This window comes from Micromonospora sp. NPDC047740 (assembly GCF_043204735.1).
Lineage (GTDB): Bacteria > Actinomycetota > Actinomycetes > Mycobacteriales > Micromonosporaceae > Micromonospora.
Window position 1 is genome coordinate 394,688 of record NZ_JBIDCT010000001.1, and the last position, 25,533, is coordinate 420,220.

Here is a 25,533-nt window from a genome sequence, read left to right on the forward strand (position 1 = left end):
GCCCGCCGTCGCAAACGGCCGGGTGCCGGGTACGGGGCGTGCGCCGCCGTACCCGGCACCCGGGTCGGTTTCCGTTAGCTGGTGGGCAGCACCGCGCTGCCCTTCAGGAAGTTCTTGCCCGTGCCGTCAGCGCGGTAGTTGTTCTCCACGTTGCCGGCCGCGTCCACCGAGAACCAGTGGATCTTCGTACCGACGGGCAGGGTCAGCGTCTCCCCGCCTTCCCGGATCCCCGCCGACGCGTAGAGCTTGGACGCGTAGGTCGGTGCGCTGCCGTCGACGGTGTAGAACACCGCGGCCGGCTCGCTCACCGTGAACGTCACGTCCACCATGCCGGCCGTGGCGCTGGGCTTCACCGACAGGCCGCTCTTCGGCCGCTGGTAGTCGGTGTCGAAGTCCCGGGCCACCCGCATCAGCTCGACGAGGCCGTTGGAGAACTCCATCGTCTCCTGGTGCGCCTCGTCCCACCCAGGCTGGAACGACGTGCCGACCTCGAAGTTCCAGGCGTAGATGCCGTACTTGTACCAGAGCATGTCGCCGGAGTTGCCGGCCGCCGAGTACAGCACGTCGGAGATCGGGCCCGTCCGGGCCGGCGTCACCGCCATGTTGCGCTGCCGCTTGATCGCGGTGAGGATCCGCGACGAGGCCCCCCAGAAGAACGACTCCTCGGCGAGGGTCGGGCGGGGCGCCGAGATCCGGCCCGGGGTGGCGTACGCCCCCGGCGACCACATGAAGTAGTTGCCGGAGGAGTGCAGGTTCATCGAGAACTTGATGTTCTTGTGCTGGGCCAGCCAGTCGACGTTCTTGTCCTCCGGCTCGGACAGCTCACTCGGGCCGGCGTAGGTGTCGCTGGTGCAACTGCTGGACGCGCCCGAGTAGCCGTCGAAGAGGCTGTACTCGGTGTAGTTGCGGTTGTTGTCCACGCCCCACGAGTTGCGGGCCAGCGCGTCGGCCGACCCGGTCAACGGGCAGTGGTTGGTCATGTTCCGACGCTGCGAGTTGAAGTCGTAGAACGAGTAGTGCCCGCCGTCCGGGTTGACCGACGGGGCGATCCAGATGTCCAGGTTGTTGAGCAGTTGCTTGGTGTGGCCGTCGTGGCCGTAGTTGCGCAGCAGCCGCTCGGCGGTCTCGACGGCGACCAGCGGCGGCACCCACTCGCGGGCGTGCTCCTGGGCGTACGCGAGGACACCGGTCTTGGACCCGTCGCGGACCTTGCCGATCCGGATCGCGTACACCGGGTGAGGATCGCGGGAGACGCTGGCCGGTGCCTTCAGGTTGTCGGTGAGCACCGTCTTGGCGGCGGCCGCGACCACACCGGCACCGGCGTCACCGCGGTAGGTGTACGCCCGGACCAACGACCCGGCGTTGGCGTTCAACGCCGCGGCGACCTGGGTCGCCGTGCTGGTCAGTGCGCCGCTGGCGTTGGTCGCCAGGCTGACCCTGATGTCCTTGCCGGTCACGCTCACCGACAGGGGGCGGCTGGCGGCACCGGGGTTGACCAGTTCGACCGAGATGCCGTTGCCGCCCTCGTGTCCCCAGGCCAGCGAGTCGACCGCCACCCGGTTGGCATTCGTGGTGCCAAGCACCACCTGCGCCTTGCGGCGGTAGCCGTTCGTCTTGTACGGCAGCTCGACGATCTCGGCCAGGTCGGGGAACTCGGCGGCGAGCTGGTGGATCCGTGCGTACAGCTCGGTCGGGGTCAGGTAGCTGGTGACGAAGTCCTTCTGGTAGCCGGGGCCCTCCGGGTTGTCGGCCGGGATGGGCAGCCACTCCTTGACCTGGGCGATGGCGACCCCACCGGTCGGGCTGGTGATCCGGATCCGGTCCGGCCGGGTGGTCACCGTCGATGCGCCCCGGTGGTACAGGTAGACGCCGGCGTCCACGAAGCGGGAGATGGTCTGGCTGCCGCCCGAGCCGAGCTCCGTGCCGGGGCCGCTGTCCCGGACGACCGTGAGCGTGCTGGTCGAGGTCTGGCCCTGAGCCCACTTCGCCTCGACCGACAGGATCTGGTTGGTCCCCGAGGTGTAGTAGTCGGCGCGGATGATCTTGACGTCCGAGGTCTCGGAGGTCTGCAGGGCCGCGGTGAACGCCCGGTTCTCGGCGACGTGCGCGGCGATGGTCGCTTCGCGTTCCTCGACGCGGTCCGCCGAGTCGCTGGGCCGGAGGAGGGTCTCGCCGAGCCGGTAGCCCCGGGCGCGGAGAGCCGCGGCCTCGGTCGACGTGACCACCGCGTGGACGACGATGCCCTGTTCGCTCTGTTCGACGTGGTGGTCGAGGTCGACGCCGGTGGCGACGAGTTCGTCCAGCTCGTCGCGGTCGGCGAGCAGGACCTCCACCACGCTGGCCGCCTCGTCGGGCAGCCGGTTCAGCTCGGTGCTCGCGCCGGCGTCGTCGGCGGGTGCCGTGACGGCCGAGGCCGGGCTGACCAGGAGCACGGCCGAAACGGCCGCGATCGCGACGACCGGTGCTCGCCAGCGGCGGTCACCGGAGTTCGGCATTCGCATAGTTGCCCTTTCTGTCGTGGGTACGGAACTGCGAGCGACGGTCGGTGGAATCGGGGTCCCACGTGCTGCTGCGGAGGTTCGGCACGACCGACGGATGAGGGCCGGCGGAAATCGCCTACCGGCGCCGGTGCGGCAAGGCGGACCAGCGCCGGAAATTGAAACCGGACAGGTGTCCGGGGTGGACGATCGACCGGCGGGTGGGCCAATCCTCAACTCACGTCACGCGCTGTGTCAATGACTGTTCGTCACGAAACGATGAATGCCGGAAGTCGTGCTTCCGCCCTGCGACAGGCGTAGGAGCCGAGGGCGGCCATCTTCCACAGGTGTCCGATGACCTGCGCATGCGGCGATCCGTAGGTTCGGTGCGACCGTCGGGGCGGTGGCGGGTGCCCGCCGAACGGAGGGGTTCAAAGCCGCTGGTCGACGGCACTGTGGGAGGAGGAGCACGGATGCAAAGAGGAAGACGCGCCTGGCGGGTGTCGGTGGTGGCCCTGGCGGTCGTGGCCACCGGCCTGCCGGCGAGCGGCGCACTGGCCCAACCGGGCGCCGACGAGCGCGCTGAGTTGGTGATTTCCAACGGCGTCACCCAACCGGCCTTCGGTTATGCCGACGCCATTCGGGAACGGATTTTCGTCACTTCTGATGTCGACACGGACGGCGACGGCAAGCTCGATGTCGTGGCTATGGACATCATGCGACCGAAGGCCAGTGAGAACGGGCTCAAGGTCCCGGTGGTGATGGACGCCAGCCCGTACTACTCGACGGTCTGCCGGGGCAACGAAAGCGAGTGCAAGGCCGACGTCGACGGGGACGGGCTGAACGACAAATGGCCCCTCTTCTACGACAACTACTTCGTCCCGCGCGGCTACGCGATGGTCCTGCTGGACATGATCGGCACGAACAACTCGACCGGCTGCCCGGTCACCGGTGGTCGGGCCGACAACATCAGCGCGCCGACGGCGATCGACTGGCTCAACGGGCGCCGGCCCGGGTACGACGCCGCCGGGCGGGAGGTCGTCGCCGACTGGCACAACGGCCGGACCGGCATGATCGGCAAGTCGTACGACGGCACCCTGGCCAACGCCGCCGCAGCGAGCGGGGTGGACGGGCTGACCACGATCGTGCCGATCTCGGCCATCTCGAGCTGGTACGACTACTCGCGCAGCAACGGCCTGGTCACCCGGGCGAACAACTACTCGGGCAGCCTCGCCAACACGGTCACCAACCCGGCCCGCCGGGCGTACTGCGCGCCGGTGCGGACGGCCCTCGGCCAGGGCGGCGACGACGTCACCGGGGACTACAGCGACTTCTGGGCGGAGCGCGACTACGTGCCGCACGCCGACCGGGTCAAGGCCAGCGTCTTCGTCGTGCACGGGATCAACGACGACAACGTCCGGCCGGACCACTTCAGCAAGTGGTGGGAGGCGCTCGGCGCGCAGGGCGTGCCGCGCAAGCTCTGGATGACCGGCACCGGCCACGTCGACCCGTTCGACTTCCGCCGGACGCAGTGGGTCGACACCCTGCACCGCTGGTTCGACTTCTGGCTGCAGGGCATCGACAACGGGATCATGCGGGAGCCGGCCGTCGACATCGAGCGGCTGCCGGACGTGTGGGAGACGGCCGCCACCTGGCCGCTGCCGAACACCCAGCCGACCCAGGTGTTCCTGCAGGCGCCGACCGCCGGTAACGCCGGCGGGCTGTCCGTCAAGTCCGGTCCGGGCAACGCGAAGGCGACCTTCCAGGACACGCCCACGATGAGCCAGACCAACGCGATCCGCCACCCGTCGGACCCGGCGGCGAACACCGAGAACCGGCTGGTGTTCCTCTCCGCGCCGCTGAAGGCGCCGCTGCACATCTCGGGCACCCCGATCGTCAAGATCAACGCCACCGTCGACGGCGAGGACACCAGCTTCGCCGGGCTACTCGTCGACTACGGCACCCGCCAGCGCTTCAGCACCGCCGGTGACGGCGTCCGGACGCTGACGGAGGAGGACTGCTGGGGTGAGACGGCGACCTGGGGCGGCTTCGCCGAGGACGCCTGCTACAAGAAGGTGGAGAAGAACATCGCCACCAACCCGCAGGAGCTGGTGACCAAGGGCATCATCGACGGCCTCAACCTCGCCTCGCCGTCGGTGTCGACGCCGCTGGTGCCCGGCCAGAAGACCGAGGTCGACCTGAACCTGCTGCCCGAGGACTACGTCTTCGACGCCGGCCACCAGATCGGGGTGGTCCTGCTCGGGTCATACTCCGGCTACAGCAGCCGGGCCAAGCAGAACCGGGCCCACATCACCGTCCACTTCGACCGCAGTCGGATCACCCTGCCGGTGGTCGGCGGTCGGACGGCGGCGGTGGCCGCCGGCCTGTAAGGATCGCGGGGCGGGGCGGGGCACCGGGCAACCGGCGCCCCGCCCCGACGTCATTCACCCGGCTGGTACTGGCCGGTCAGCCGGCCCAGCTTGAGGGCCAGGTGCAGGCAGAGCCGTTCGTTGCCGTCCTTGAGGTCGGCCTCGGCGAGCAGTTCCACCCGCTGCAGCCGGTAGTAGAGCGTCGTCCGGTGCAGCCGCAGCCGTTCCGCCGTGGCATGCGCGTTGCCGGCCAGGTCGAGGTAGGTCTCCAGGGTCTCCAGCAGCACCTGGTGGGCCTCGTCGCCCAGCAGCCGGCCCAGCCCCGGATGCACTCGCGCGACGTCCAGGTGGCGGGCATCCATGCCGGACAGCAGCCGGTAGATGCCCAGTTCGGGCCACGGCACCACCGGACCCAGGGCCGGCAGCTGGACACCCACCCGGGCCGCCTGGAACGCCTCCTGGTACGACAGCACGCTGTCGTACAGACGCGGTCGGGCGTCGCCGATCCCGAGGACCGTCCGGGCCACCGACGCCAGTCCCCGAATGGCCCCGCGCAACGCCTGGTCCAGGTGCGCCGCGGCATCCTGTGCCGCCAGGCGGCCGGTGTTCCGCCCCCCGCACAGCAGCAGCACTCCGTGGTCGTGCCGGACCAGGTGCAGCGTCTCGCGCGACCCGACCCAGTGCCGGGTGGCGACGAGGGCGTGCTCCAGGGCGATCCGGGCGGTGTCGTCGAGCATCTCGTCCTGGGCCACGACCAGCTGGGCGACCAGTGCGGTGACCTGACCGTCGCTGGTGACCACGCCGTCGGTCAGCAGCGACCGGACGGCCTCCCGCCGGGCCTCCGGGGACTCCACCAGCAGCGTCCGGGTCGCCTCCGCCTCCCGCTGCGAGGCCAGCTCGCCGAGCAGGTTCTCCCGGTAGAGGGCCAGCGACAGGTCCGGCATCGCCTCGGCCACCGCCGAGATGTCCTCGTCGGTCATCCCCGTGTTCTCGTCGATGAACCACACGAAGCCCAGCAGCAGGTCCTGGTGCCGGATCGGCACGCACACCCGGGGCAGGAGATCCAGTTCGGGGCAGGCCGGGGTGCGGACCGGCTCCCGGGCGTCCATGATCCCGATCTCCCGGGCCCAGGCGATCACCTCCGGCGTGGTGTGCCGACGCAGGATCGAACTCCGGCGTACCCCGTCGAGCACCCCGGAGTGCTCGCTGTAGACGACCACCCGCTGACGCCGATCCTCGATCAGAGCCGGCCGCTTGACCCGCGCCGCGACCCGGTCGACGATGCGTTGCAGCTCCATGCGCATGCGCTTCCCCCGGCCAGCCCGAGGCCCGCGGTGTTGCCGCTCGGCTCCGGCTGGCTGTTGTGCTGGTAGGACCGTTGGCCTACCTTCCGATGATGTTGGCCGGCGCGCAATCCCCCGTGCCGGCAGCGCGACACCCGTATCCGGTACCGCCCGAGCAGTTTCGGCATCTGTCGGAAGACCGGCGGCCGGTGATGTACCTAACGTGTGCGTTTGCCGGCCCGACGGGGGCCAGGGCGGGCCGTCCTGCCGACTGGGTACGGCTGCGGAGTGTCCGAGAAGGGAACACCGTCGTGGCCAAGACCAGGCCCTGGCAGGGCGTCATCGTCGCCATTCCCACCCTGTTCCGGGCTGATCTGTCGGTCGACTACGACCGGCTTCAGGAGCACGTGCGGTGGCTCGCCGACGAGGGCTGCCAGGGGGTGACGCCGTGCGGCTCGCTGGGGGAGTACCGGGCTCTGTCCGACGGCGAGCGCACTGACGTGGTCCGCGCCGTCGTCGAGGCGGCACCGGCCGGCTGCGCGGTGGTGCCGGGCGTCGGCGGGTACGGCAGCCGGCAGTCCCGGCGCTGGGCCGAGCAGGCGCGGGCCGCGGGTGCGCAGGCGGTGCTCGCCCCACCACCGGTCGATTACCCGGCCGGTGCCGCCGAGGTCGTCGCCCACTACCGCGAGGTGGCCGCGGTCGGGCTGCCGGTGGTGGTGTCCGACGATCCGGTCGACGCGCGAACGGACCTGACGCCGGAACTGCTGGCCCGCGTCGCCGAGATCGACGGCGTGGTGGCCGTACGGGAGTGCGACGTACGCCGGCTGCACCGCGTCCGTGACCTGTGCCCCCACCTCGACGTGTTGGCCGGCGCGGACGACGTGCTGCTGGAACTGACCGTGTGCGGGGCGACCGGGTGGATCGGGCACTGCGCGAACGCCCTGCCCCGGCTCAGCCGGCGCCTGCACCGGCTGTGCGCCGCCCGCGACCTGGCGGCGGCGCTGCCGCTGTACGCGCAGCTGCACCCCCTGCTCAGCTGGGGCTCCCGGCCGGAGGTGGTCCAGGCCGTGAAGCTGGCGATGCGGCTGGTCGGGCGGTACGGCGGGCCGTGCCGGCCGCCCCGCGGCGGGCTGTCGCCCGAGACCGAGACGCAGCTGTGCCGGGACGTGCGGCGGGCGCTGCGGGTCGATGCCGACGGGTAGCCGCGACGGGCATGCCGCCATGTCGTCCTGCACGTGTCGGAAGTGGTCGGTCCACCTGCCGACATCTGCACGGTGACCGGTGCGCCGGCCGGCTCCTAGATTCGGATCGGGTGTGATCATGCGGGACGGCTACCCCGTCCGTCTCGCGACAACTCCAGCTCGGGCGCGTCTGACGCCGCCCGCGATTCGGAGCCGTCGCCCGATCGCCCCACCGATTGAGCCCTCGACCTGAAAGGTGACCCGATGCACCTTCTACCCCCCAGGCGTGCGGTGTGGCGTTCGGTGCTGGCCGCCGCGGTCGCGTCCGTCGTGGTCGCGTCCGGCGCCACCGGGCCGGCCTCCGCCGCACCGGACGTGTCGCCGGACGGGCCAGGCCCGTTCCAGGCGATCGACGCACAGAACTGGCAGAACCCCGACAAGATGACCTGGGACGACTACGTCCAGGTGCCGAACAAGAACTGGGCCGACCCCACGGTGCGGGGGTCGATCCGCAACTTCAAGATCGCGCTGGTCACGCTCGACTACCCGGACCAGCCGTTCGTCGTCACCCAGGCACCCAACTCCTCGGTCTTCGGCAACCCCCAGGCGACCGCCTCGAACATCCCGCGGGACCAGGTCCCGCAGTTCTACAGCGACTTCCTGAACAAGCCGAACGAGCTGAACCGCGGACACACCCTGCACGAGTACTGGATGCAGGACTCCAACGGCCGCTACGGCGTGGACCTCACCGGGTTCGGGCCGTACAAGATGCCGTCGAAGTCGTACCAGTACGGCATCGACAACGGCTTCAACCCCGGCGCCTGCCCGTCGGGGGACACGTGCGCCAAGAACATCCGCACCGACGGGCTGGGCGCCTGGCGCGCGGCGGTCGGTGACGAGGTGGCCAACAGCTACGAGCTGGTCTTCATCCTCTCCGCCGGTCAGGACGAGTCCTCGACCTGGCAGGAATTCGGCCAGATGATGTTCCAGACCAAGGAGGACGTGCCGGACGCGTGGGGCCCGCCGGACCCCAACCTGCCCAACTACGCCAAGACCCGGTACGTCGACTGGACGTCCTGGAAGGCGGCCGCCACCATCTGGCCGAACGCCGGCGGTGGCTCGTCGACCCAGGCGGAGAGCTCCGGCATGGGTACGTACGCGCACGAGCTGAGCCACCTGCTGAGCATCGGCGACAACTACAACAACCCGTACGGCGTGCCGTTGCGCCGCGCGTACACCGGCATCTGGAGCATGATGTCGCGCGGCTCCTTCAACGGTCCGGGCGGCCCGCACACCCGCTGGCAGATCCCGCCGGTCAACGGCGGCGCGATGGGGTCGCTGCACACGCTGCGGGACAAGCTGAAGATCGGGCTGCTCGGTGAGGAGCACGCGCTGCGGCTGTCCCGGGAGGGGCTCGCCTCCTCCGGCCTGGTCGTCGCCGACGTCACCGCCCGCGCGGTGGACGCTGGCGAGGGCGGCCTGACCGGCATCAACATCGCCATGAACCAGGACCGCTCGCCGGCGTGCAGCACCACGACCGACCCGCTCTGCGACGGCGGCCGCTACAACAACTACACCGTCGAGGTCGTCCAGCGGATGGGTGCGGACTCGTTCACCCCGGACAACGGCGTGCTGATCAGCAAGACCAAGAACACCGACAGCGCGCCGTTCGTGTGGGTCGTCGACGCCAACCCGCAGGACATCGACATGGTGGACTTCTACCAGCCGAACGGCACCCCGCAAAAGATCACCATGGGCGACTACCGGCAGCTGTCCGATGCGCTGTTCCACGCCGGCGCCAACTCCGGCAGCGAGTACGAGTACGTGGACGAGGCCAACCGGCTGCACTTCTACGTGCTCAACCTCCGCCGGGACGCCGACGGGGTGCTGTCGTACACGGTGGCGGTCCAGTCGCTGGACGGCGCCGGCCCGAGCGAGCACGGCGTGGCCCTGTCCAAGGGCTCCCTGATCACCCGGGGCAAGCCGACCGACAAGGGCGCGTTCTGCACGTTCGACCTGACCAACACGGGCAAGTACGTGGCCGGCGAGCAGCAGCACCCGGAGGACGCCAGCAAGTACCTGCAGTCGGACGTGTACCGTCTCTCGGCGAGCGTGCCCGGCAAGGGCTGGCAGGTGGAGCTGCCGAACGAGCTGGCCACGGCCAAGTTCGGCGCCACCACCGGGGTCAACGTCTCGGTCGGCGCCACCGCCGACGCGGCCGCGACCACCCTGGTGACGCTCACCGCGACGTCGGTGAGTGACCCGAGCAAGACCGTGACCAGCCAGTGCCGGGTCGAACGACCCCGGGCGCTGATCAGCTGACCCACGAACGGCCCGGGGCGGTGGGCGTGTCCCGCCGCCCCGGGCCCCCCGACCGTCTGGAGGACAGATGCGGCGCCTGCTGGCAGCGCTGTTGCTGCCGTCGCTGCTCACCGGCGCAGTGGCCGGGTGTGGCGGGGCTGAGGAGGCCCGATCGGCGATGACCGTGCGGGTGCTGGTGCGGGACATCAACATCCGGCCGGTGGGCGTGGAGTGCGCGGGCACCGGCCCCTACACCCACTTCCACAACCGGGCGCCGTTCCAGGTGATCGACGCCGCCGGGCGGACCCTGGCCGAGGGCTCCCTGTCGTCCGGCACGTCCGTGGCCACGTTCGAGGAGGACCTGGAAGTGGAGCGCGTCCCGACGTACTGCGAGTTCTCGGTGCCGGTCAACCTGGCCGCCCGGGACGCCTACCGGCTCGTCGTCGACGGCCGCCCCCCGATCGATCTTACCCGGAACACCAGCGAGGGGCCGGCGCTGGTCGCCGTGGTGCCCTCGTGACCCGCACGTACGCCGTCCGGCTGGCGGCCGTCGCGCTCGCGTTCGGGGTGGTGCTGTCCTCGGCCGCCTGCTCGGGCGGCGACGAGGCGCCGGCGCGCACCGAGCCGGTTGCCGGTGGGGCGGCGGCGCTGCCCGGCCCGGTGCCGGCGGGTCTGGCGCTGCGCCCGGTCCCGTCCGGCGTGCCGGGCGCCCCGGCCGTCACCGGCCGGCTCACCGACGGCAGTCGGCTCGCCTTCGCCGACCTGTGGGCCGACCGCCCGGTCGTGCTGGTCTTCTTCAGCTCGTGGTGCAGCCTCTGCGCACAGCGGCAGGACGCCCTGAGCGAGCTGGCCCGCACCCACCGGGACAAGGTCGTCTTCGTCGGGGTGGCCACCGAGGACAAACCGGAGGACCTGCAGCGCTACCTGCGGGAGCACCGGGTGGAGTATCCGGTCGTGGTCGACGACGACGGTGCGATCTGGCGGTCGTACGCGGTCCGCGAGCCGCCGACCGTGGTGGTGGTCGCGAAGGGCGGTGCGCTGCTGCGGGGCTGGCCGGGCGGCGTGGACGGGCCGGCCCTCGACGGCAAGCTGCGCGAGCTGGTGCTGGCCCCCTGACCCGGGGCCCGTATTCAGGGGCGTCGCGCCGCGAGCTGCGCCACGGCGTCCACCACCTCGGGGAACGCCTCGATGAACAGGTCGACGTGGCGGGGCTCGAAATCCTCGCGCCGCCGTACGCCGCTCTGCAGGCAGCCGACGAAGGACAGCCCCGCCTTCCCGGCGGCCTCGGCGTCACCCGGCGAGTCGCCCACGTACACGCACTCGTGCGGGGCGAGCCCGGTGCGGGCGAGTAACTCGTCGAAAGCCCGAGGATCGGGTTTGCGGTACCGGGTGTTGCCGGCGTGGAAGACGGCACTGACCCGCTCGGCCAGGACGTGGTCCGGCGCGAGCAGGTGCGCCATCTCCGACTCGGTCCGCGAGGTCAGAAGCATCACCGTCCGCCCCGCCGCCACCAGCCGGTCCAACGCGTGCAGGTTCTCCGCCGGGATCACGTCGAGCCGGCCGGCCGCGACGTAGCGGCGCAGCACACCCGCGTACGCCGCCGCGAACTGGTCCAGGTCCACGCCGGGCGAGCGCTGCCGCATCGCCTCCAGCAGCGGCTGCCCCCAGGTCGCCAGGTGCACGGCGCGCGGCATCGGTGCGCGGCCGATGCGGCTCAGCACCTCGTTCTCGAGATCGAAGCACGCCGCCTCGGTGAGGCACAGCGTGTCGTCCACGTCGACCACGACAGCCCGGATCACCCGACCAGGGTAGAGCGGTGGGGTCCGCTATTCGGCGAGTGTCCGGCGCTGCGGGTAGACGGTCTCGCCCCGGGCCAGCATGGCGACGAACTGGGCGATGCGGCGTTCGCGGGTGTCGGCGCGTTTGGCGCCGGTGAGGCGGTGGAGGATGGCGTACCGGTTCTGGGCGGTGAGGATGTCGAACATCGCGCGGGCCCGGGGCTCCGCGGCCAGCGCGGCGGCGAGGTCGGAAGGGACCTCCGCGGTGGCCGGCCCCGGGTACGCGGCGTCCCAGCGGCCGGCGGCCTTGGCCCGATCCACCTCGGCGATCCCGGCCGGGTGCATCCGCCCCTCGGCCAGCAGCCGGGCCACGATGCCGACGTTCCGGGCCGACCATGAGCTACGCGCCCGCCGCGGGGTGAACCGCTGCCGGTAGGTGCTCTCGTCGCGCCCCTTGACTTGGCCGTCGATCCAGCCGTGGCAGAGCGCCTCCTCGAGCGCCTGGTCGTAGCTGAGAGTGGTCGGCCGCTGGCTGCCACGTTTGGCCAGCACCAGCCACACCCCGGCGGGGTCGGCGTGGTGTTCGCCGAGCCACCGCCGCCAGGCGGCGGCATCCGGGACGATCAGCTCCGGCAGCTCACCCGTCACGCGGTACCTCCCGGTTTTCGGCTCTTCGACGGCGACAGGGTGGGCAGCGGGGGCAGCGACGGCGACCCCGTCGGATCCGGTGTCGGCGGCTCGGTCGGGCTGGGGCTGGCGTCCGAGGGCGTCGCGCTCGGCGTCGGGCGCACCGTCGGCCGGGGCGCGGAGGTGGTCGGCGCCGGCTGTGCCGGGCCGGTGGTCGACGGGGCGTCGTCCGGGAACTTCGGGTCCTCGAACCGGTACTTGTCCGGGTCGAGCTTGAGGGACGCGGTTGCCTGTGCCATGAACTGCCGCCAGATCGGCCCGGGGCCGCTGGAGCCGTACACCTCGTAGCTGCCGTCCTTCGTCCGTAGCGGCTTGCCGTCAGTGGTGCCGAGCCAGACGGCGGCCGCGAGGGGCCCGGTCCAGCCGACCATCCAGGTGTGCACGTTCTGCGTGGTGCTCTGCCCGGCCTGCCAGGTGCCGGTCTTGCCGGCGGAGTCCCAACCGTTGTCCAACTTGGCCGCCTTGACCCGGCGCAACGTCCAGTCGAGTTGGTTGAGCGCCTCCTCGTCCAGCCCGAGGTCCGTCGTCCTCAGCTGCTCGCTGTAGATCTTGTCCTCGCCCTTGGTCACCGACCGGACGAAGTGCGCCTCGGCGCGCTTGCCGCGGGCCGCGAAGGTGGCCATCCCGTTGGCGTGGTCCTGCACCGTGATGCCGTACTGGCCGATGCCGACCTCGGTGGAGAAGCGCTTCGCGACCTCGTCGGTCGGCTCGTCGCGCAGGTCCACCCGTTGCGGTTGCGGGTTGCCCTTCACCGTCTCCCACATCGAGTCGACGCCGGCGCGCTTGGCCATGTCCATGACCTTCGCGATGCCCAGCTTCTCGGTCAGCTCGAAGTAGGTGACGTTCAGCGACGCGACGGTGGCCTCCCAGAGGGCGCAGTTCGGCTGGCAGGGCGCGTGCTCGGCGTTGCGGATCGGGCCGGCCGGGCTGTCCTTGGTCCGCCCCGACTCGGGGAACTCCTTGGTGTCCGGCGAGTCGAAGTGCTGCTTCACGGAGATCTTGTTCTCGACGGCGGCAGCCAGGTCGTACACCTTGAACGACGAGCCCGGCGGGTGCTGGCCGAAGCCCCGCGCCTGCCCCTTCTCGTCGTAGTACCAGCCGGCGTAGTCGGCGCCGCCGGAGCCTCCGTTGCCGCCGTAGTAGCCGAGCACCCGGCCGCTGCCCGGCTCCACCGCGACGAGCGCGGCCTGCCAGTTCTTCGGCTGGTCGCGGACCGCCTCCGGGGCGGTGCCGCGGCGGATGTCGGCGGCCGCCTCGGCGGCGTCCTGGACCCGCTTGTCGATGGTGGTGACGATCTTGTAGCCGCCGTCGCGGATGACCTCGTCGGTCTTGCCCCGGAACTGCTCGGTCTGGCGCAACTCGCTGAGCACGTGCTCGACCACCAGGCCGGTCGGCCGGTCCAGCCCGGACTGGCCGGCGTTCGGGTCGATCGGCTTCACGTCGTCCGGGTACGCCAGGTTCGCCGCCTCGTCCCGGGTCAGGTAGCCGAGCTTCACCATGCCGTCGCGGATGTAGCTCCAGCGGTCCATCGAGTTCTGCCGGGCCTTCGCGTTGCGCCGCGGGTCGTAGCCGGGGGAGCCCTCGGGGTCGTTCGGGTCCGCCTCGGGTTGCTTCACCATCGCGCAGAGCACCATCGCCTCCGCCTGGGTGAGCTGCTGGGAGGCCGGCGCGTCGCGGCGCACCGTCTTGCCGAAGTAGGTCTGCGCGGCCGCCTCGATCCCGTACGCGCCCCGGCCGAACGGGACGGTGTTCAGGTAGAAGCCGAGGATTTCCTCCTTGCTGTACTTGTCGTCCAGCTTCCAGGCGATGACCGCCTCGCGCAGCTTCCGCGAGTAGGTGACCCCGCGCAGGTCCGCGGCGACGCGGGCGTACTGCTGGGTGATGGTGGAGGCGCCCTGCCGTTGCCCGCCGGTGAGGTTCGACCAGGCGGCCCGGAGCACGCCGCTGAAGTCGATGCCCTTGTTGGTCCAGAAGCTGCGGTCCTCGGCCGCCACGATGGCCTGCTTGGCCGAGTCGTTCATCTGGTCGTACGGGACGATGGTGCGGTTCTCCTCGCCCAGCTTGGCCATCGGCGTGCGGCCGTCCGCGTAGTAGACGGTGGTCGACTCCGGGAGTTTGAGGTCGGTGGGCGTGGGCACGCTGTCGAAGTAGTAGCCGCCGGCCACCAGGCCGGAGCCGGCCAGCACCGCGAAGAGCGCCAGGAAGACCAGTATCCGCCGGCGTCGACGCGGCCGCCCCGGGCTCGGGGCGGTGGCACCGCCAGTGTTGCCGTTGTCACCGGTTGGAAGCATCCGCACCCGATACCCTCCGACTGCTCGGCCGAATCGTGTCCCTGCCTCGGCCCGCCAGGCTAGCGGACCTGCGCTGACCCCGCCGGCAGTCGCCGTCGCCGGGTGTGACATCAATCGCTGAGGAACGACTCGGCTACCCGGCGTGGCCACGGTGACGGCACCGAACGCCGCCGCGACGGTGACCGGGCCGGAGCGGCATCCCGGTCACCGTCGCGGATCCGGCCCTGCTCAGCGCAGCGTCCACCCGTGCACCGGGCCGTTACGTGGCAGGGCGAGTGGGCGCCGCGCCGACGGGCGGGCGTTGCGGCTGGCCCGGCCGCTCCAGAACGGCGGCAACCGCCACATCGAGTGCATGGTCGTGTGGCCGTCGAGCGGGAAGGCGTCCCGGTGGCGGTATCCGTGCCGCCAGAACAACTCACGGTCGTCGTCGGTGACGACGTCCGCGTACGTCGGCAGGCTCAGCGTGTCCATCCAGCGCTGCGCCGCGCTGAGGACGGCCGCGGCGCGATCCGACTCCGCCGGGCCCGGCGCAGCCAGCAGGGCCAGATGGTTGTGCGGCTCGGTGGGCCGCCGCGCCGCGAGGTTCCGGCCGAGCAGGAGGAAGCGGTCCGCGTGCGCACCGCACGCGTCGGCGAGCCGGTCGGCGTACCGGGCCGGGGGCGGGATCGGCCGGTAGCGGTGGAACCAAACGGTCGCGGCCGTGCCGTCCGGGAGCAGGAACGCGTCGCCGAAGAGCAGCGCGTGTTCGATCCAGATCCGGGCCACGGCGGTGAGGATGGTGGGCCGGCGCTGCTCGTCGGGGACGAGCCAGGCGCCGAGGTTGGTGGGCGCGAGGGCCTCGGTGACGAGATCGGCGATCCGGCCGATGTCGCACCACCGGGCCCGGACGACGGGCATGGTCACGTTCATGGGTAACTCCTGGTCACCATCGTGATCGGGTACGTCGATTGGGAGTGCCGGCGTCGTCGCGGGCCGGCACGGGCCACCAGGGGCCGGCAAGGCATACGGGTACGCGGAGATCGCCGGTGCCGCACGGACGGCACGGAGCGGCCCGCCGGTCAGGCGGGCCGGGTGCCCGGGCGGGGCGAGCGGGAGGGGAGAGCGTCGCCACCGGTCGGGTGGCAGCGGCGCCCGGTCAGGCTGGGCGGGGTCCATACCGACGTGGGGGCGTCGGCCGGGCTGCCGTGGACGGTGCCGGACGAGCCGGATCCGCTGGTGCCGGGGGTGGGCGCGGCTGGCGCGGAGTCCGCGTCCGGTCCGGGCGGGCGCGGCGCGTCCAACCCGGCGAGGCGCGGCAGGGACGAGAGCTGTGTCGTGGTGTGCCGGTCCGTCGGGGCGCTGGTGGGTGCGAGTCCCGAGGCGGGTCTGGCCGGGGCGGCGGACAGCCCGGCGACCGGCCCGACGACCGGCCCGGTAGCCGGCCCGACGCCGCCTGGGCCGGCGCCCGGCATCGGGTCGCCGACCGGGCCGCCCGGCGGCGTCGTCGCGGGTGGTGCCGTTGCTGGCGGATCCACGAGGTCGGTCACCGGTTCAAGGACCTCGAGTACGGGATCCAGTGGCTCGAGTACCGGATGCAGCCCTTGCCAGATGGGCGAGAGAACCGGGGCGAGTGGCTCGGTCACCGGACGGAGGGCGTCGGCCACCGGGGTGAGCACGCCGACCCGCACGGGATCGGTGACCGGCCGTAGCGCGTCGGCCACGGGGGTGAGCGCGCCGGCCCGCACCGGGTCGGTAACCGGCCGTAGCGCGTCGGCCACCGGGGTGAGCACCCCGGTCCGGACCGGGTCGGCGACCTCGCCCAGGGCGTCACCCACGGGTGTCAGCACGTCCTCGCCGAGCAGCCCGGTGGCCGGGCGGGACGCCTCGGCCGGCTTCGGCGTGCCTGCCGGTGCCGGTGGCTCCACCTGCCGGGCCGGCGGGGCGGATACCCGGCCCGGTCGGGCCGCGGCCCCGTCCGGGGCCGGATGGCTGGGCGCCGTCGGGGCCGGCGGCGGCGCCGGGCGGGAGCCGGGTGCCGCCGGCGGGGTGGGTGGGGCCGCGACATCGGTCGGCGCTTCCGGTGCAGGTGCGGGTGTCACCGCCGCGAGGACCGGTCGGAGGACGCCGGTCAGCAGGTCGACGGCGTTGTTCACCGGCGCGGCGTCCACCGGCGCGGCGGGCGGCCGGTCGGCGGCGTAGGCGGCCGCGGTGGTGGCGGCCTCGTGGGCGCCCCAGGCCGCGACGACTCCGCCGAGCAGGAGCCCGAGGCGCAGCGCGACGCACGTCCACCGCCCGCCTCGTCGACTCATCCCAGCGCCCCTCCGACCCCCGGCCATCGCCAGCGATCAACGTCCGTACTCTACCGAACGCGGTCGGCCGATCACAGTCTGCGGCTGATCGGAATCGGGCGCGACGCGGCGCGGTGAGGCGTGGACGATCCGGCCGTTGGGTACCACCGTGGCCATGAGCACGCGCACCGCTGACCGCCCCGGCATCGAACCGGCCACCCAGATGGCCGGCATCGTCGCGGTCGTCGCCCACTGCAAGAAGACCCTCGGCGGCGGCCTGGACGAGCTGCGGACCCGCCTGGTCGCCGCCGGAGTCGGCCGGCTCCTCTGGTACGAGGTGCCGAAGAGCCGCAAGGCGCCGAAGAAGATCCGCAAGGCGCTCGACCAGGGCGCCGAACTGATCCTGGTGTGGGGCGGCGACGGGATGGTGCAGCGCTGCGCCGACACCCTGGCCGGAACGGACGTGCCGATGGGCATCCTGCCGGCCGGCACCGCCAACCTCTTCGCCAGCAATTTGGGCATCCCCACCGACCTGCCCGAGGCGCTCCGAACCGCCCTGCACGGCCCACGACGCAAGCTCGACCTGGGCCGGATCAACGGCGAGCACTTCGCCGTGATGGCCGGAGCGGGCTTCGACGGCGACCTGATCCGTGACGCCGACCGCAAGCTCAAGGGCCGGCTGGGCCGGATCGCCTACGTCTGGACCGGCCTGCGGCACGTGCGCGGCGAGCTGATCCACACCCGGATCCGGGTGGACGGTGCCGACTGGTTCGACGGCGAGGCCAGCTGCGTGCTCTTCGGCAACGTCGGCACCATCACCGGCGGCATCCCCGCCTTCGACGACGCCCGCCCCGACGACGGCGCCCTGGAGATCGGCGTCTCCACCGCCAGCGGCGCCGTCGACTGGGCGCGGACGCTGGGCCGGATGGCCGCCGGCCGTTCCGCCGACTCACCCCTGGTCCGGATCACCCGCGGTCGCCAGGTCCGGGTGCGCTTCGCCGCGCCCAAGACGTACGAGCTGGACGGCGGCGCGCGAGGCACGACGCGGCGGCTGAAGGTGAAGGCGGTGCCCGGGGCGTTGACCGTCTGCTGCCCCGACCCGCCGCGCTGACCCGACCGGCCCACCCCCGAGCGGGCCGGGCAGGATGCGGGCATGGACGACGACGTACGCGGATACCTCGCCGGACTGGTGGACCGGGCCCGGGCGGTGCTCGGCGACAATCTGGTCGGCGCGTACGCGGCCGGCTCGGTCGGGCTGGGTGCGTACCAGCCGGGGCGCAGCGACGTGGACGTGGCGCTGGTGGTGGCCCGCCCGCTCGACGGCGTGACGAAGCGGGCGCTGGTGGACCGGCTGCGACACGAGGCCCTGCCCTGTCCGGCGCGCGGCCTGGAACTGGTCGCCTACCGGCGGGACGTCGCCGCCTCCGGCACCCCCGAGCCAGGGTTCGAGGTCGAACTCAACACCGGCCAGACCATGCCGTTCCGCGCCACGTACGACCCGGCGGACCGGCCCGCCGCGGACGGGCGGTTCTGGTACGCCCTCGACCGCAGCATCCTGCGCCAGTCCGGGCTGAGTCTGGCCGGCCCGCCCGCGGCCGACGTGTTCGCCGATCCCACGCCGCAGGACCTGCGCCGGCTGCTGGTCGCGGCGCTGACCTGGTGGCTGGCGCTGCCGACCCCGCCCGGGGACGGTCCGGCCCCCGGTGCGGAGGATGCCGTGCTCGGGGCCTGCCGCTCCCTGGTCCGCTGCCGCGAGGGCGTCTGGCTCGCCAAGGCGGACGCCGGGCGGCGGCTCGCCGCGGGCCCGGTCCGGCCCGGCCCCGGTCGGGTCGGCCGCGAGGACGCCGACCTGATCGGGCGGTCGATCGAGGCCCGCCGGGGTGGGCCGCCGCCGAGCGGCCCCGAGGCCCGCGCCTTCCAGCGCCGGGTCCTCGACGAGATCGCCGCTACGCATTGACGGAGTTCGACTCCCTATTGTAAACAAGGTGTACCGCTGAGTCGGGGAGGCCGTATGCGACGCTCGGTACCGCTGGCCACGCTCCTGCTCGCGCTCGCCACCGCCACCCCCGCAACCGCCGCGCCGCCACCCCGGCCGGCGCCCGCACCCGCCGCGGCCACCCCGATCCAGGTCTACGGCGCCTGGCACTGCGGCAACGACTACTGCACCTGGGGCACGGCCCGCACCGTGGCCGAGTTCGACAGCCAGAACCACTGGCTGATCGACCGGGGCGACGGCCGACCGTCGGTCAACCTGGTGGTGCTCAGCTTCGTCAACCCGCTCGACCTGTTGCACCAGAGCACCGACGCCACCACCCTCGACGGCGTGCCGCGCGGCATGACCCCCGAGATCGTCGGCTGGTTCACCGCCCACGGCGTGCGGGTGATGCTCTCCGTCGGCGGCATCACCTACACCGACGACTGGAACGCCGCCCTCGCCGAGAACCCCACCCTGCTCGGCCAGCGGGCCGCCGCGGTCGCCGCCCGGCTCGGCGTCGGCATCGAGATCGACTACGAGCAGAACAGCGGCCCCAACCTCGCCGGCCTCCAGTCCTTCATCGACGCCTACCGGGCGGTCCACCCGTACGACGCCAGCGGCGCCCGGCCCGAGGCCCGGCTCACCATCGACGTGGCGGCCGGCGACCGGTGGTTGATCGAACTGAACCGCAAGGCCACCGCCGACTGGCTGCGCACCGACACCCCGGTCCTCGACTACGCCAACGCCATGGTGCCGGCCCGGCCCGCCTCCGCCAGCACCTCGCAGGCGAGTTGGCAGGAGCACGTCGACGGGAAGCCGCAGTACAGCCCACCCGTGCCGCCGCTGGCCCCGGCCAAGTTCACCGGCGGCGTCTACCTCGCCTACGGCGGCAAGCCGCTGCCCGAGTGCGTCGACTACGCCACCTCGGTGCAGCGCGCCGCCGCCCCGTATGTACAGAGCGTCGCCCCGCACGGCGCCGGCGCCACCCCGGGCATGCTCGGCTTCATGTTCTGGGCGGCGGAACGCCCCGCCACCCGGGGCATCGGCACGGTGCCGCCGAACACCTGCGAGCGCGGCGCCAGCGCTGGGGCGACGGCGTTGGCCGTCCCGGTGCCGATGCCGGCCCTGCGGCAGAGCTGACCCGGCGGCGCCCACCGGTCACCGCGACGATCCGACGTTGCCGCAGGTCCCCTGTGGCACCTACGCTGTCCGCGACCAGCAGACACAAAGGAGCGTCGGTGACCGAGAAGCCGCTTACCGCCCCGGCCCGCGCCGACGCGCTGGACACCAGCGTCCCGCACTCGGCCCGCCTGTGGAACTACCTCCTCGGCGGCAAGGACAACTTCGCGGCCGACCGGCAGGCCGCCGAGCAGGTCCTCACGTTCCTGCCGGAGCTCGTCCAGTCGGCCCGGTTCAACCGGGAGTTCCTCGGCCGCGCGGTCCGCCACCTCGCCGGCGAGGCCGGTGTCCGGCAGTTCCTCGACATCGGCACCGGCCTGCCGACGGCCAACAACACCCACGAGGTCGCCCAGGCCACCGCACCGGAGTCGCGCATCGTCTACGTCGACAACGACCCGATGGTGCTGGTGCACGCCCGCGCCCTGCTGACCAGCAGCCCCGAGGGCGCCACCGACTACATCGAGGCGGACCTGCGCGACCCGGAGCTGATCCTGGCCGAGGCCCGCCGGACGCTGGACTTCGACCAGCCGGTCGCCATCATGCTGCTCGGCATCGTCAACTTCATCGTCGACGACGAGGAGGCGATCCGCATCGTCCGGCGGCTGGTGGACGCCGTGCCGGCCGGCAGCTACCTGGTGCTGTCGCACCCGACCCGCGAGGTCAACGGGGAGGCGGTCGACCGGGCGCTCGCGATGTGGAACGACGGCGGCTCCGCCAAGATGGCCGTCCGGACCCCGGCGGCGATCGGGCGGTACTTCGCCGGGCTCGAACTCCTCGAACCCGGTCTGGTCACCTGTTCCCGGTGGCGTCCGGACGGCAACGACACCACTCCCACCTCCGAATACTGCGCGGTGGGCCGCAAGAACGGCTGAGCGCAGCTCCCGGCCCGAACTCGGGGCGGGCGCCGAGCCGGCCGCCCGGGCGCGGTGCCGGGGCGGCCGGGATCCGCGGATCAGTCCCGCACCCAGGTGAAGGTGACCCGAGCACCGGCCGGCAGCCGATCCAGGTCGTTCAGCTCCAGCACGCCGGTGACCGCGCCGAACAGCTTCGCCTTGCGCAGCCGGAGCTGCCCCTCCGGAAGTTGGTAGCGATAGAGCCCGTTGGCGCCGGTGCGCTTGGCGTCCTGCACCGCGATCGTCCAGTCGCCGTCCTTCGCGTGCAGGCCCACCTCCTTGCGCCAGGTCAGGCCGGAGCCCAGGGTCAGCACGAACTCCACCTCGTCGGCCGGCTTCGCGCCGGCCTCGATCCGGTAGTCGACCGCGTCGTGGTCCCGAGTGATCAGCTGACCCGCCGGCAGCTCAGTCCAGGCCGGCACGTGGGAGGTGGGCAGCCGGTCACCCATCGGCAGCTTGGCCAGCGCCCCGTCCGGCACCACCCCGACCCGGTCCCAGCGCAGCCCCAGCGCGGTGAACGTGGTGGGGTCCGGTACGTGGTGCAGCGCCCCGCCGGACACCAGGTAGACGGGATCCTTGTGCTCCTCGCGGAGCACCGTGCCGTCGATCGGCACCGGGGCCAGGGCGCGCAGCGAGTCGCGCGGCACCACCCGGACGTCGGACCAGGTGAAGCCCAGCCGGGTCAGGGTGTCCGGGTCGGGGATGTGGAAGCCGTACCCGCCGTAGGTGACGTACACCTCGGGGCGGTCGATCTCACGGAGCAGCAGCCGGTCACCGGGCCGGTCCGCGACGTACGCCGTAGAACCGTCGGGCAGCTCGACCACCTCGGTCCAGCGCAGGCCCAGCCGGTCGAACTCCTGTGGGCTGGTCACCCAGAACTTCGCCCCGCCGTGCACCACGTAGATCCGCGGGTCCGAACGGTCGCTGAGCAGCTTGCCCCCGGCGAGATACCAGGGCACCCGGGGGGAATAGCGCTCCACGAAGAAGCCCCGCCACTCGTCGCCGTTGCTCTGCCGCACCGCCCGGTCGGCCGGGTCGTACGCGGTCTTGAACTCCAGCACGTCCTCCCGCCGCCGGAAGCGGTTGTCCCAGATGAAGATCCGGGTGCGGGTGGCGTCCTGCTCGTAGCCGTACGCCACCACCTGGTGGTCGTTGCCGAAGCCGGCCGGGTCGCGGGACTGGACCAGCCCGAGCGGCTGCGGCAGTCCCTGGTCGAGCAGTTGCTTGAGCTTGGGGAACTGCTCCTCCCGGGTCATCCGGGCCACGCCGATTCCACGCAGCGTCGTCGGGTGGTCCGGGGTGCTCATGAACTGGGCGTACATCCCCCAGTTGTCCATGATGCTGGTGATCAGCCGGTCGTAGACGTAGTCGGCGACCGGGTTGCCATCGGCCGGCAGCGTGCTGGCGTCGGGCACCGGGAGCCGCCGGTGCCAGTGGTCCAGCGCGGCGAACGCCATGCCGCCGCACCGGCCCTTGGTCTCGGTGATCGGCAGGCCGATGATCTTGATCTGGTTGACGAAGGCGTTGGTGAACGCGAAGCCGTCCCGGGCCGGACGGAAGGACACCCGCATGAGAACTCCCGAACCTGTTCAGTAGGTGACCCGGACGCCCATCTGCGCCCAGGTGAGCCGGCCGACAATGCCGTCGTCGGTGAGCCCGCGCATCCGCTGGTACCAGCGGACGCCCGCGTCGGTGCGCTCGTCGAAGTCGACGCCCGGCGGGCCGCAGCGGCGGGTGCCGATGAAGCGCTTGACGAAGGCGACGTCGTCGCCGGTGCTGCCCCGCCGCACGGTGCGGGAGCCGGGCACGCGCCCGGGCTGCGGCGGGGGCGGCGCGGTGGCCTTGCGCAGGGTGGCGAGGGTGGCCGGACCGACGAGGCCGTCCACCGTGAGCGACCGGGCGCGCTGGAAGCTGCGGACCCAGGCGGTGGTCCGGGCGCCGAACGCCCCGTCGACCGTGAGTCGGGCGCCGAGCCGGTTGGCCAGCGTCTGCAACTCCCGTACGTCGCTGCCCTGGCACCCGGCGCGCAGCACCCGGTCGCCGAGCCGGGTCACCGTCGCGGTGGCGATGCCCCACGGCCGCTGGCTTTCCTCCAGCGCACGTTGGTGGCTGACGCTGACGTGCAGGTGTTTGTTGTGGGGGTTGGTGCCGGTGTAGCGCGCCGGGGCGAAGCTGCGGACGCGGCTCCAGATCACCCGGTTGTAGATCACGTACTGGCAGGACGGGTGGGTGATGCAGTGGCGGACCACGAGCAGCGGGTCGATACCGTCGACGTCCACGTCGATGGCGTTGACCGAGCGGTCGTCACCGTCCGGGTTGTGGTCCGAGCTGCGCGCCTGGTGGGCGGCGTCGCCGATCCAGCCGTCGGAGCTGCGGTCGCGGTGCGGCCACCGGGTGTTGATCTCCTCGCGCAGCACCCGCAGGGTGGGTGCCAGATGAGCGCTCACGTCAGTGCTCCTCGTCCATGGCCAGGTCGTAGTCGACCTCGTCGCCGATCAGGGACTCCGGGTCGTCGTCCTCCTCGAAGACGGTCACCTGGTATTCCGGATCGACCGTGACGCTGTCCATTTCTGTGCCTCCGCTTTCCGTTAGGGCCGGCGCGGGCGGCGTCCACGCCGGCGGGTCGCCGCTGCGCCGCGGACCGTCGGGGCCGGCCGGGCGAGGGCTGTGTCCACTGTCGAAAGACCAGGTCAACGCGACAAGGCATGAGTCGGCTATCGGCGACGCGGCGACCCGAGCGGCGGCCGATCCGCGCCGATCGAGCAGCGTGGCCGCCGACCGGCGGGGCGGCGGCCGGGGATCGGGGGAGCCCCGGACTCCGCCGGGCGGTGGTGCGCGGGCCCGATCGGCGGGGCGGCCCACCGGTTTGGGTGGGCCGCCCGCGCCGCTCGCCGACACGGCCTGCCCCGTCGGCAGTGCGCGGCGCCGGGGGACCTGCTGCACCGGCCGCCGCAGACCGCGCCGTGCGCGCGTCGCACCCGCAGCCTCCGGGCCGCTCGCCCGCGTCGCCACCCAGGCCGCACCAGCCGGTGGGCTTATGCGGGCACCTCCACGGCCAGCGGCTCCAGGTCGGCGCGGACCGCCTTCACCTCCCAGTAGAAGGCGTGCGTGGCGGGCGAGCCGTCGACGGTGCGGACCCGGAACCTGCCGCCGCGGACTCGGCCGGCGGCGAGCGGGGAGACCGGCTCGTCGTCCTCGAAGACCGGGGTGAGGTGGACGGTCCGGCCCTCGGCGCGGGTCAGCGCCTCGAAGTACGCGGGCAGCTCGACCGTGGCCGCGCCGTCGGTGAGCCGACCCTCGCCGCGGTAGTAGACGCCGTTCTCCGGTCCTTCGAGCGCGGCGTGGATGAGCTGGCGGCGCTCGGTGGCGTCCGGCGGGTCCAGCGGGTGGTCGATGGCGAACTGCTTGGACTTGCCCTTGATGATGCCGTTGCCGGCGTTCAGGCTGATGGTGTAGCCGCTGGACTCACTGAGGCCGAGGTAGATGGCGCCGGAGGAGAACAGGTCGAAGGTGCTGATGCCGCCGCCGCTCCACGAGGCCAGCGGCGGCGTTGCCGGACCGACCACCATCTTGCCGGTCACCCGCATGTCGCCGCCGAAGGAGCTGCGGTTCTCCACCCAGAGACAGCCGCTGTCGCTGCCGGCGACCCCACCGAAGCCGACGTACACGCCGGCGGCGTTGAGCAGGTGCAGGCGTTCCGGACCGCCGATGTGCAGCCGGGTGCCGCCGTTGATCCAGCTCCAGTTGGGCAGGGTGAGGTTCCCGTTCACCCACGCGTTGCCCTGGACGGTCAGGTCCCCGTTGCCGGTGCCGTCCCTGAACACGGTGACCCCGCCGCTGGCCCGGACCGCGAGGTTGCCCTCGGCGGTCAGCGACAGGCCGCCCCGCCCGCGCAGGGCGCTCGCGCGCAGCTCCCGCACACCGAGGTCGGCGTACGGCTTGCTGCCCTCGGCGTAGCTGAGGTTCGGCCCGTCGGCGCTGCGGTCGACCAGCTCGAAGCCCTTGCCGGCGCGGAACGACAGCTGGGCGTGCTGTATCCCCGGGCCCCAGAAGCCGAGCGCCGTGACCACCTGCCCGGCGCTCACCAGGCTGCCCTCCATGCTGCCCAGGTGCAGCATCCCGCCGCCGATGCGCAGCCGGTCGGCGCCGTACTGCTGGAACGCGATCAGGTCGTCGGGGTCGTTGTTGTTGGCGATCCGGAGGAGGGTGTTCTCGCCGCTGTACGCCCAGTAGCGGATGAACGCCTCGTCGCCCGAGCCGCCGCCCGGGTCGGTGGGGAAGGTGATGCCGGCCTGGGGCCCGGAGCCGACCGCGGGCACGAGCGCGCCGACCGGCACCCGCAGCCCGGCGACCTGCCGGCCGGTGCCCTGCACGGTCACCGTGCCGCCGGTCCGGGTCACCTTGCCCAGCAGCACCGCGTGCGCGGCGTCGGTCGGGGCGGTGGCGCTGACCTTGACCAGCCCCTCCTCCGTCCACCGGGTCTCCCCGGCGGCCCCGCCCTCGTCGCGCGGGTCGGACAGGAACTCGTGGTACTCCACCCAGACGAAGAAGGTGCCGTCGCCGGGCAGCGTCGTGCGCCGGCTGTCCGGCAGCACGATCACGATGCCGTCGCTGTCGATCGCGACGCCCTGGCCGACGGTCACGTCGCTGCCGGTGGCGGTCAGCTCGAGGCCGCTGACCACCCCCATCGGCCGTAGCAGCCGGGCGGCCAGGTTCTGCCGGGCCAGCAGGTAGTCCAACGCCTGGGTGAGGTCGTCGGCGCGCAGGTACTCGTAGTCGTAGTACCGGGGCCGCGCCATCGGCAGCGGCAGGTCCTTCTTCCAGATGATCGTCATGTGTTTCTCCGCTGTCT

General features: G+C 72.3%; 19 protein-coding genes. 9 read left to right on the forward strand and 10 right to left on the reverse strand.

What is annotated here, in order from left to right:
• Window positions 1–74: 74 nt before the first annotated feature.
• Window positions 75–2,501 carry a M14 family metallopeptidase gene (locus ACGF4F_RS01825; protein WP_393073888.1) on the reverse strand — a complete coding sequence of 809 codons (2,427 nt, stop codon included), beginning with the start codon at window positions 2,499–2,501 and terminating at the stop codon, window positions 75–77.
• Between the two features lie 449 nt (window positions 2,502–2,950).
• Here ACGF4F_RS01825 and ACGF4F_RS01830 point away from each other — a divergent pair, with 449 nt between their 5' ends.
• Window positions 2,951–4,867, forward strand: coding sequence for a Xaa-Pro dipeptidyl-peptidase (locus ACGF4F_RS01830; protein ID WP_393073890.1), 1,917 nt, complete (start codon window positions 2,951–2,953; stop codon window positions 4,865–4,867).
• A gap of 50 nt (window positions 4,868–4,917) precedes the next feature.
• On the opposite strand, the gene ACGF4F_RS01835 is transcribed toward ACGF4F_RS01830, so the two are convergent.
• Entirely contained in the window at window positions 4,918–6,144 is a 1,227-nt protein-coding gene (locus ACGF4F_RS01835) for a PucR family transcriptional regulator (protein WP_393073893.1), read from the reverse strand.
• A 296-nt stretch (window positions 6,145–6,440) separates the two neighbouring features.
• Between ACGF4F_RS01835 and ACGF4F_RS01840 the strand changes: the two genes are divergently transcribed.
• From ACGF4F_RS01840 to ACGF4F_RS01855, 4 genes are all read left to right on the forward strand, one after another.
• Window positions 6,441–7,331 carry a dihydrodipicolinate synthase family protein gene (locus tag ACGF4F_RS01840; protein ID WP_357435550.1) on the forward strand — a complete coding sequence of 297 codons (891 nt, stop codon included), beginning with the start codon at window positions 6,441–6,443 and terminating at the stop codon, window positions 7,329–7,331.
• Window positions 7,332–7,574: 243 nt separating this feature from the next.
• Window positions 7,575–9,632 carry a M6 family metalloprotease domain-containing protein gene (locus tag ACGF4F_RS01845; protein WP_393073898.1) on the forward strand — a complete coding sequence of 686 codons (2,058 nt, stop codon included), beginning with the start codon at window positions 7,575–7,577 and terminating at the stop codon, window positions 9,630–9,632.
• A gap of 67 nt (window positions 9,633–9,699) precedes the next feature.
• Window positions 9,700–10,131, forward strand: coding sequence for a hypothetical protein (locus ACGF4F_RS01850; RefSeq protein ID WP_357435547.1), 432 nt, complete (start codon window positions 9,700–9,702; stop codon window positions 10,129–10,131).
• Window positions 10,128–10,727: a TlpA family protein disulfide reductase gene (locus ACGF4F_RS01855; protein WP_387276425.1), complete on the forward strand. Its 600-nt coding sequence runs from the start codon at window positions 10,128–10,130 to the stop codon at window positions 10,725–10,727. The genes ACGF4F_RS01850 and ACGF4F_RS01855 overlap by 4 nt, the downstream gene beginning before the upstream one ends.
• 14 nt (window positions 10,728–10,741) lie before the next feature.
• Here the strand turns inward: ACGF4F_RS01855 and ACGF4F_RS01860 are convergent, their stop codons facing one another.
• The 5 genes from ACGF4F_RS01860 to ACGF4F_RS01880 form a co-directional block, all read right to left on the reverse strand.
• Window positions 10,742–11,410, reverse strand: coding sequence for an HAD family hydrolase (locus ACGF4F_RS01860; protein ID WP_393073903.1), 669 nt, complete (start codon window positions 11,408–11,410; stop codon window positions 10,742–10,744).
• Between the two features lie 27 nt (window positions 11,411–11,437).
• Window positions 11,438–12,037, reverse strand: a complete 600-nt coding sequence (locus ACGF4F_RS01865) for a YdeI family protein (RefSeq protein WP_393073906.1) — start codon at window positions 12,035–12,037, stop codon at window positions 11,438–11,440.
• A complete protein-coding gene (locus ACGF4F_RS01870) occupies window positions 12,034–14,367 on the reverse strand; it encodes a transglycosylase domain-containing protein (protein ID WP_393073909.1) in 2,334 nt (777 codons plus the stop codon). Before ACGF4F_RS01870 ends, ACGF4F_RS01865 begins: the two co-directional genes overlap by 4 nt.
• 228 nt (window positions 14,368–14,595) lie before the next feature.
• A complete protein-coding gene (locus tag ACGF4F_RS01875) occupies window positions 14,596–15,276 on the reverse strand; it encodes a hypothetical protein (RefSeq protein ID WP_393073912.1) in 681 nt (226 codons plus the stop codon).
• A gap of 149 nt (window positions 15,277–15,425) precedes the next feature.
• Entirely contained in the window at window positions 15,426–16,655 is a 1,230-nt protein-coding gene (locus ACGF4F_RS01880; RefSeq protein ID WP_393073915.1) for a hypothetical protein, read from the reverse strand.
• A gap of 154 nt (window positions 16,656–16,809) precedes the next feature.
• Here ACGF4F_RS01880 and ACGF4F_RS01885 point away from each other — a divergent pair, with 154 nt between their 5' ends.
• The 4 genes from ACGF4F_RS01885 to ACGF4F_RS01900 all read left to right on the forward strand — a co-directional run bounded on the left by ACGF4F_RS01885 (window position 16,810) and on the right by ACGF4F_RS01900 (window position 20,660).
• On the forward strand, window positions 16,810–17,745 hold the full coding sequence (locus ACGF4F_RS01885; RefSeq protein WP_393073918.1) for a diacylglycerol/lipid kinase family protein: 936 nt from the start codon (window positions 16,810–16,812) through the stop codon (window positions 17,743–17,745).
• Window positions 17,746–17,787: 42 nt separating this feature from the next.
• Complete coding sequence (locus ACGF4F_RS01890) at window positions 17,788–18,591, forward strand: nucleotidyltransferase domain-containing protein (protein ID WP_393073921.1); 804 nt, start codon at window positions 17,788–17,790, stop codon at window positions 18,589–18,591.
• Window positions 18,592–18,645: 54 nt separating this feature from the next.
• Window positions 18,646–19,749: a hypothetical protein gene (locus ACGF4F_RS01895; RefSeq protein ID WP_357435533.1), complete on the forward strand. Its 1,104-nt coding sequence runs from the start codon at window positions 18,646–18,648 to the stop codon at window positions 19,747–19,749.
• A 98-nt stretch (window positions 19,750–19,847) separates the two neighbouring features.
• Entirely contained in the window at window positions 19,848–20,660 is an 813-nt protein-coding gene (locus ACGF4F_RS01900; RefSeq protein WP_357435531.1) for an SAM-dependent methyltransferase, read from the forward strand.
• Window positions 20,661–20,740: 80 nt separating this feature from the next.
• Here the strand turns inward: ACGF4F_RS01900 and ACGF4F_RS01905 are convergent, their stop codons facing one another.
• The 3 genes from ACGF4F_RS01905 to ACGF4F_RS01915 form a co-directional block, all read right to left on the reverse strand.
• On the reverse strand, window positions 20,741–22,252 hold the full coding sequence (locus ACGF4F_RS01905; RefSeq protein ID WP_393073925.1) for a hypothetical protein: 1,512 nt from the start codon (window positions 22,250–22,252) through the stop codon (window positions 20,741–20,743).
• Between the two features lie 18 nt (window positions 22,253–22,270).
• Window positions 22,271–23,128 carry a peptidoglycan-binding protein gene (locus ACGF4F_RS01910; RefSeq protein ID WP_393073928.1) on the reverse strand — a complete coding sequence of 286 codons (858 nt, stop codon included), beginning with the start codon at window positions 23,126–23,128 and terminating at the stop codon, window positions 22,271–22,273.
• A 588-nt stretch (window positions 23,129–23,716) separates the two neighbouring features.
• Complete coding sequence (locus ACGF4F_RS01915; protein ID WP_393073931.1) at window positions 23,717–25,516, reverse strand: hypothetical protein; 1,800 nt, start codon at window positions 25,514–25,516, stop codon at window positions 23,717–23,719.
• Window positions 25,517–25,533: the final 17 nt, after the last annotated feature.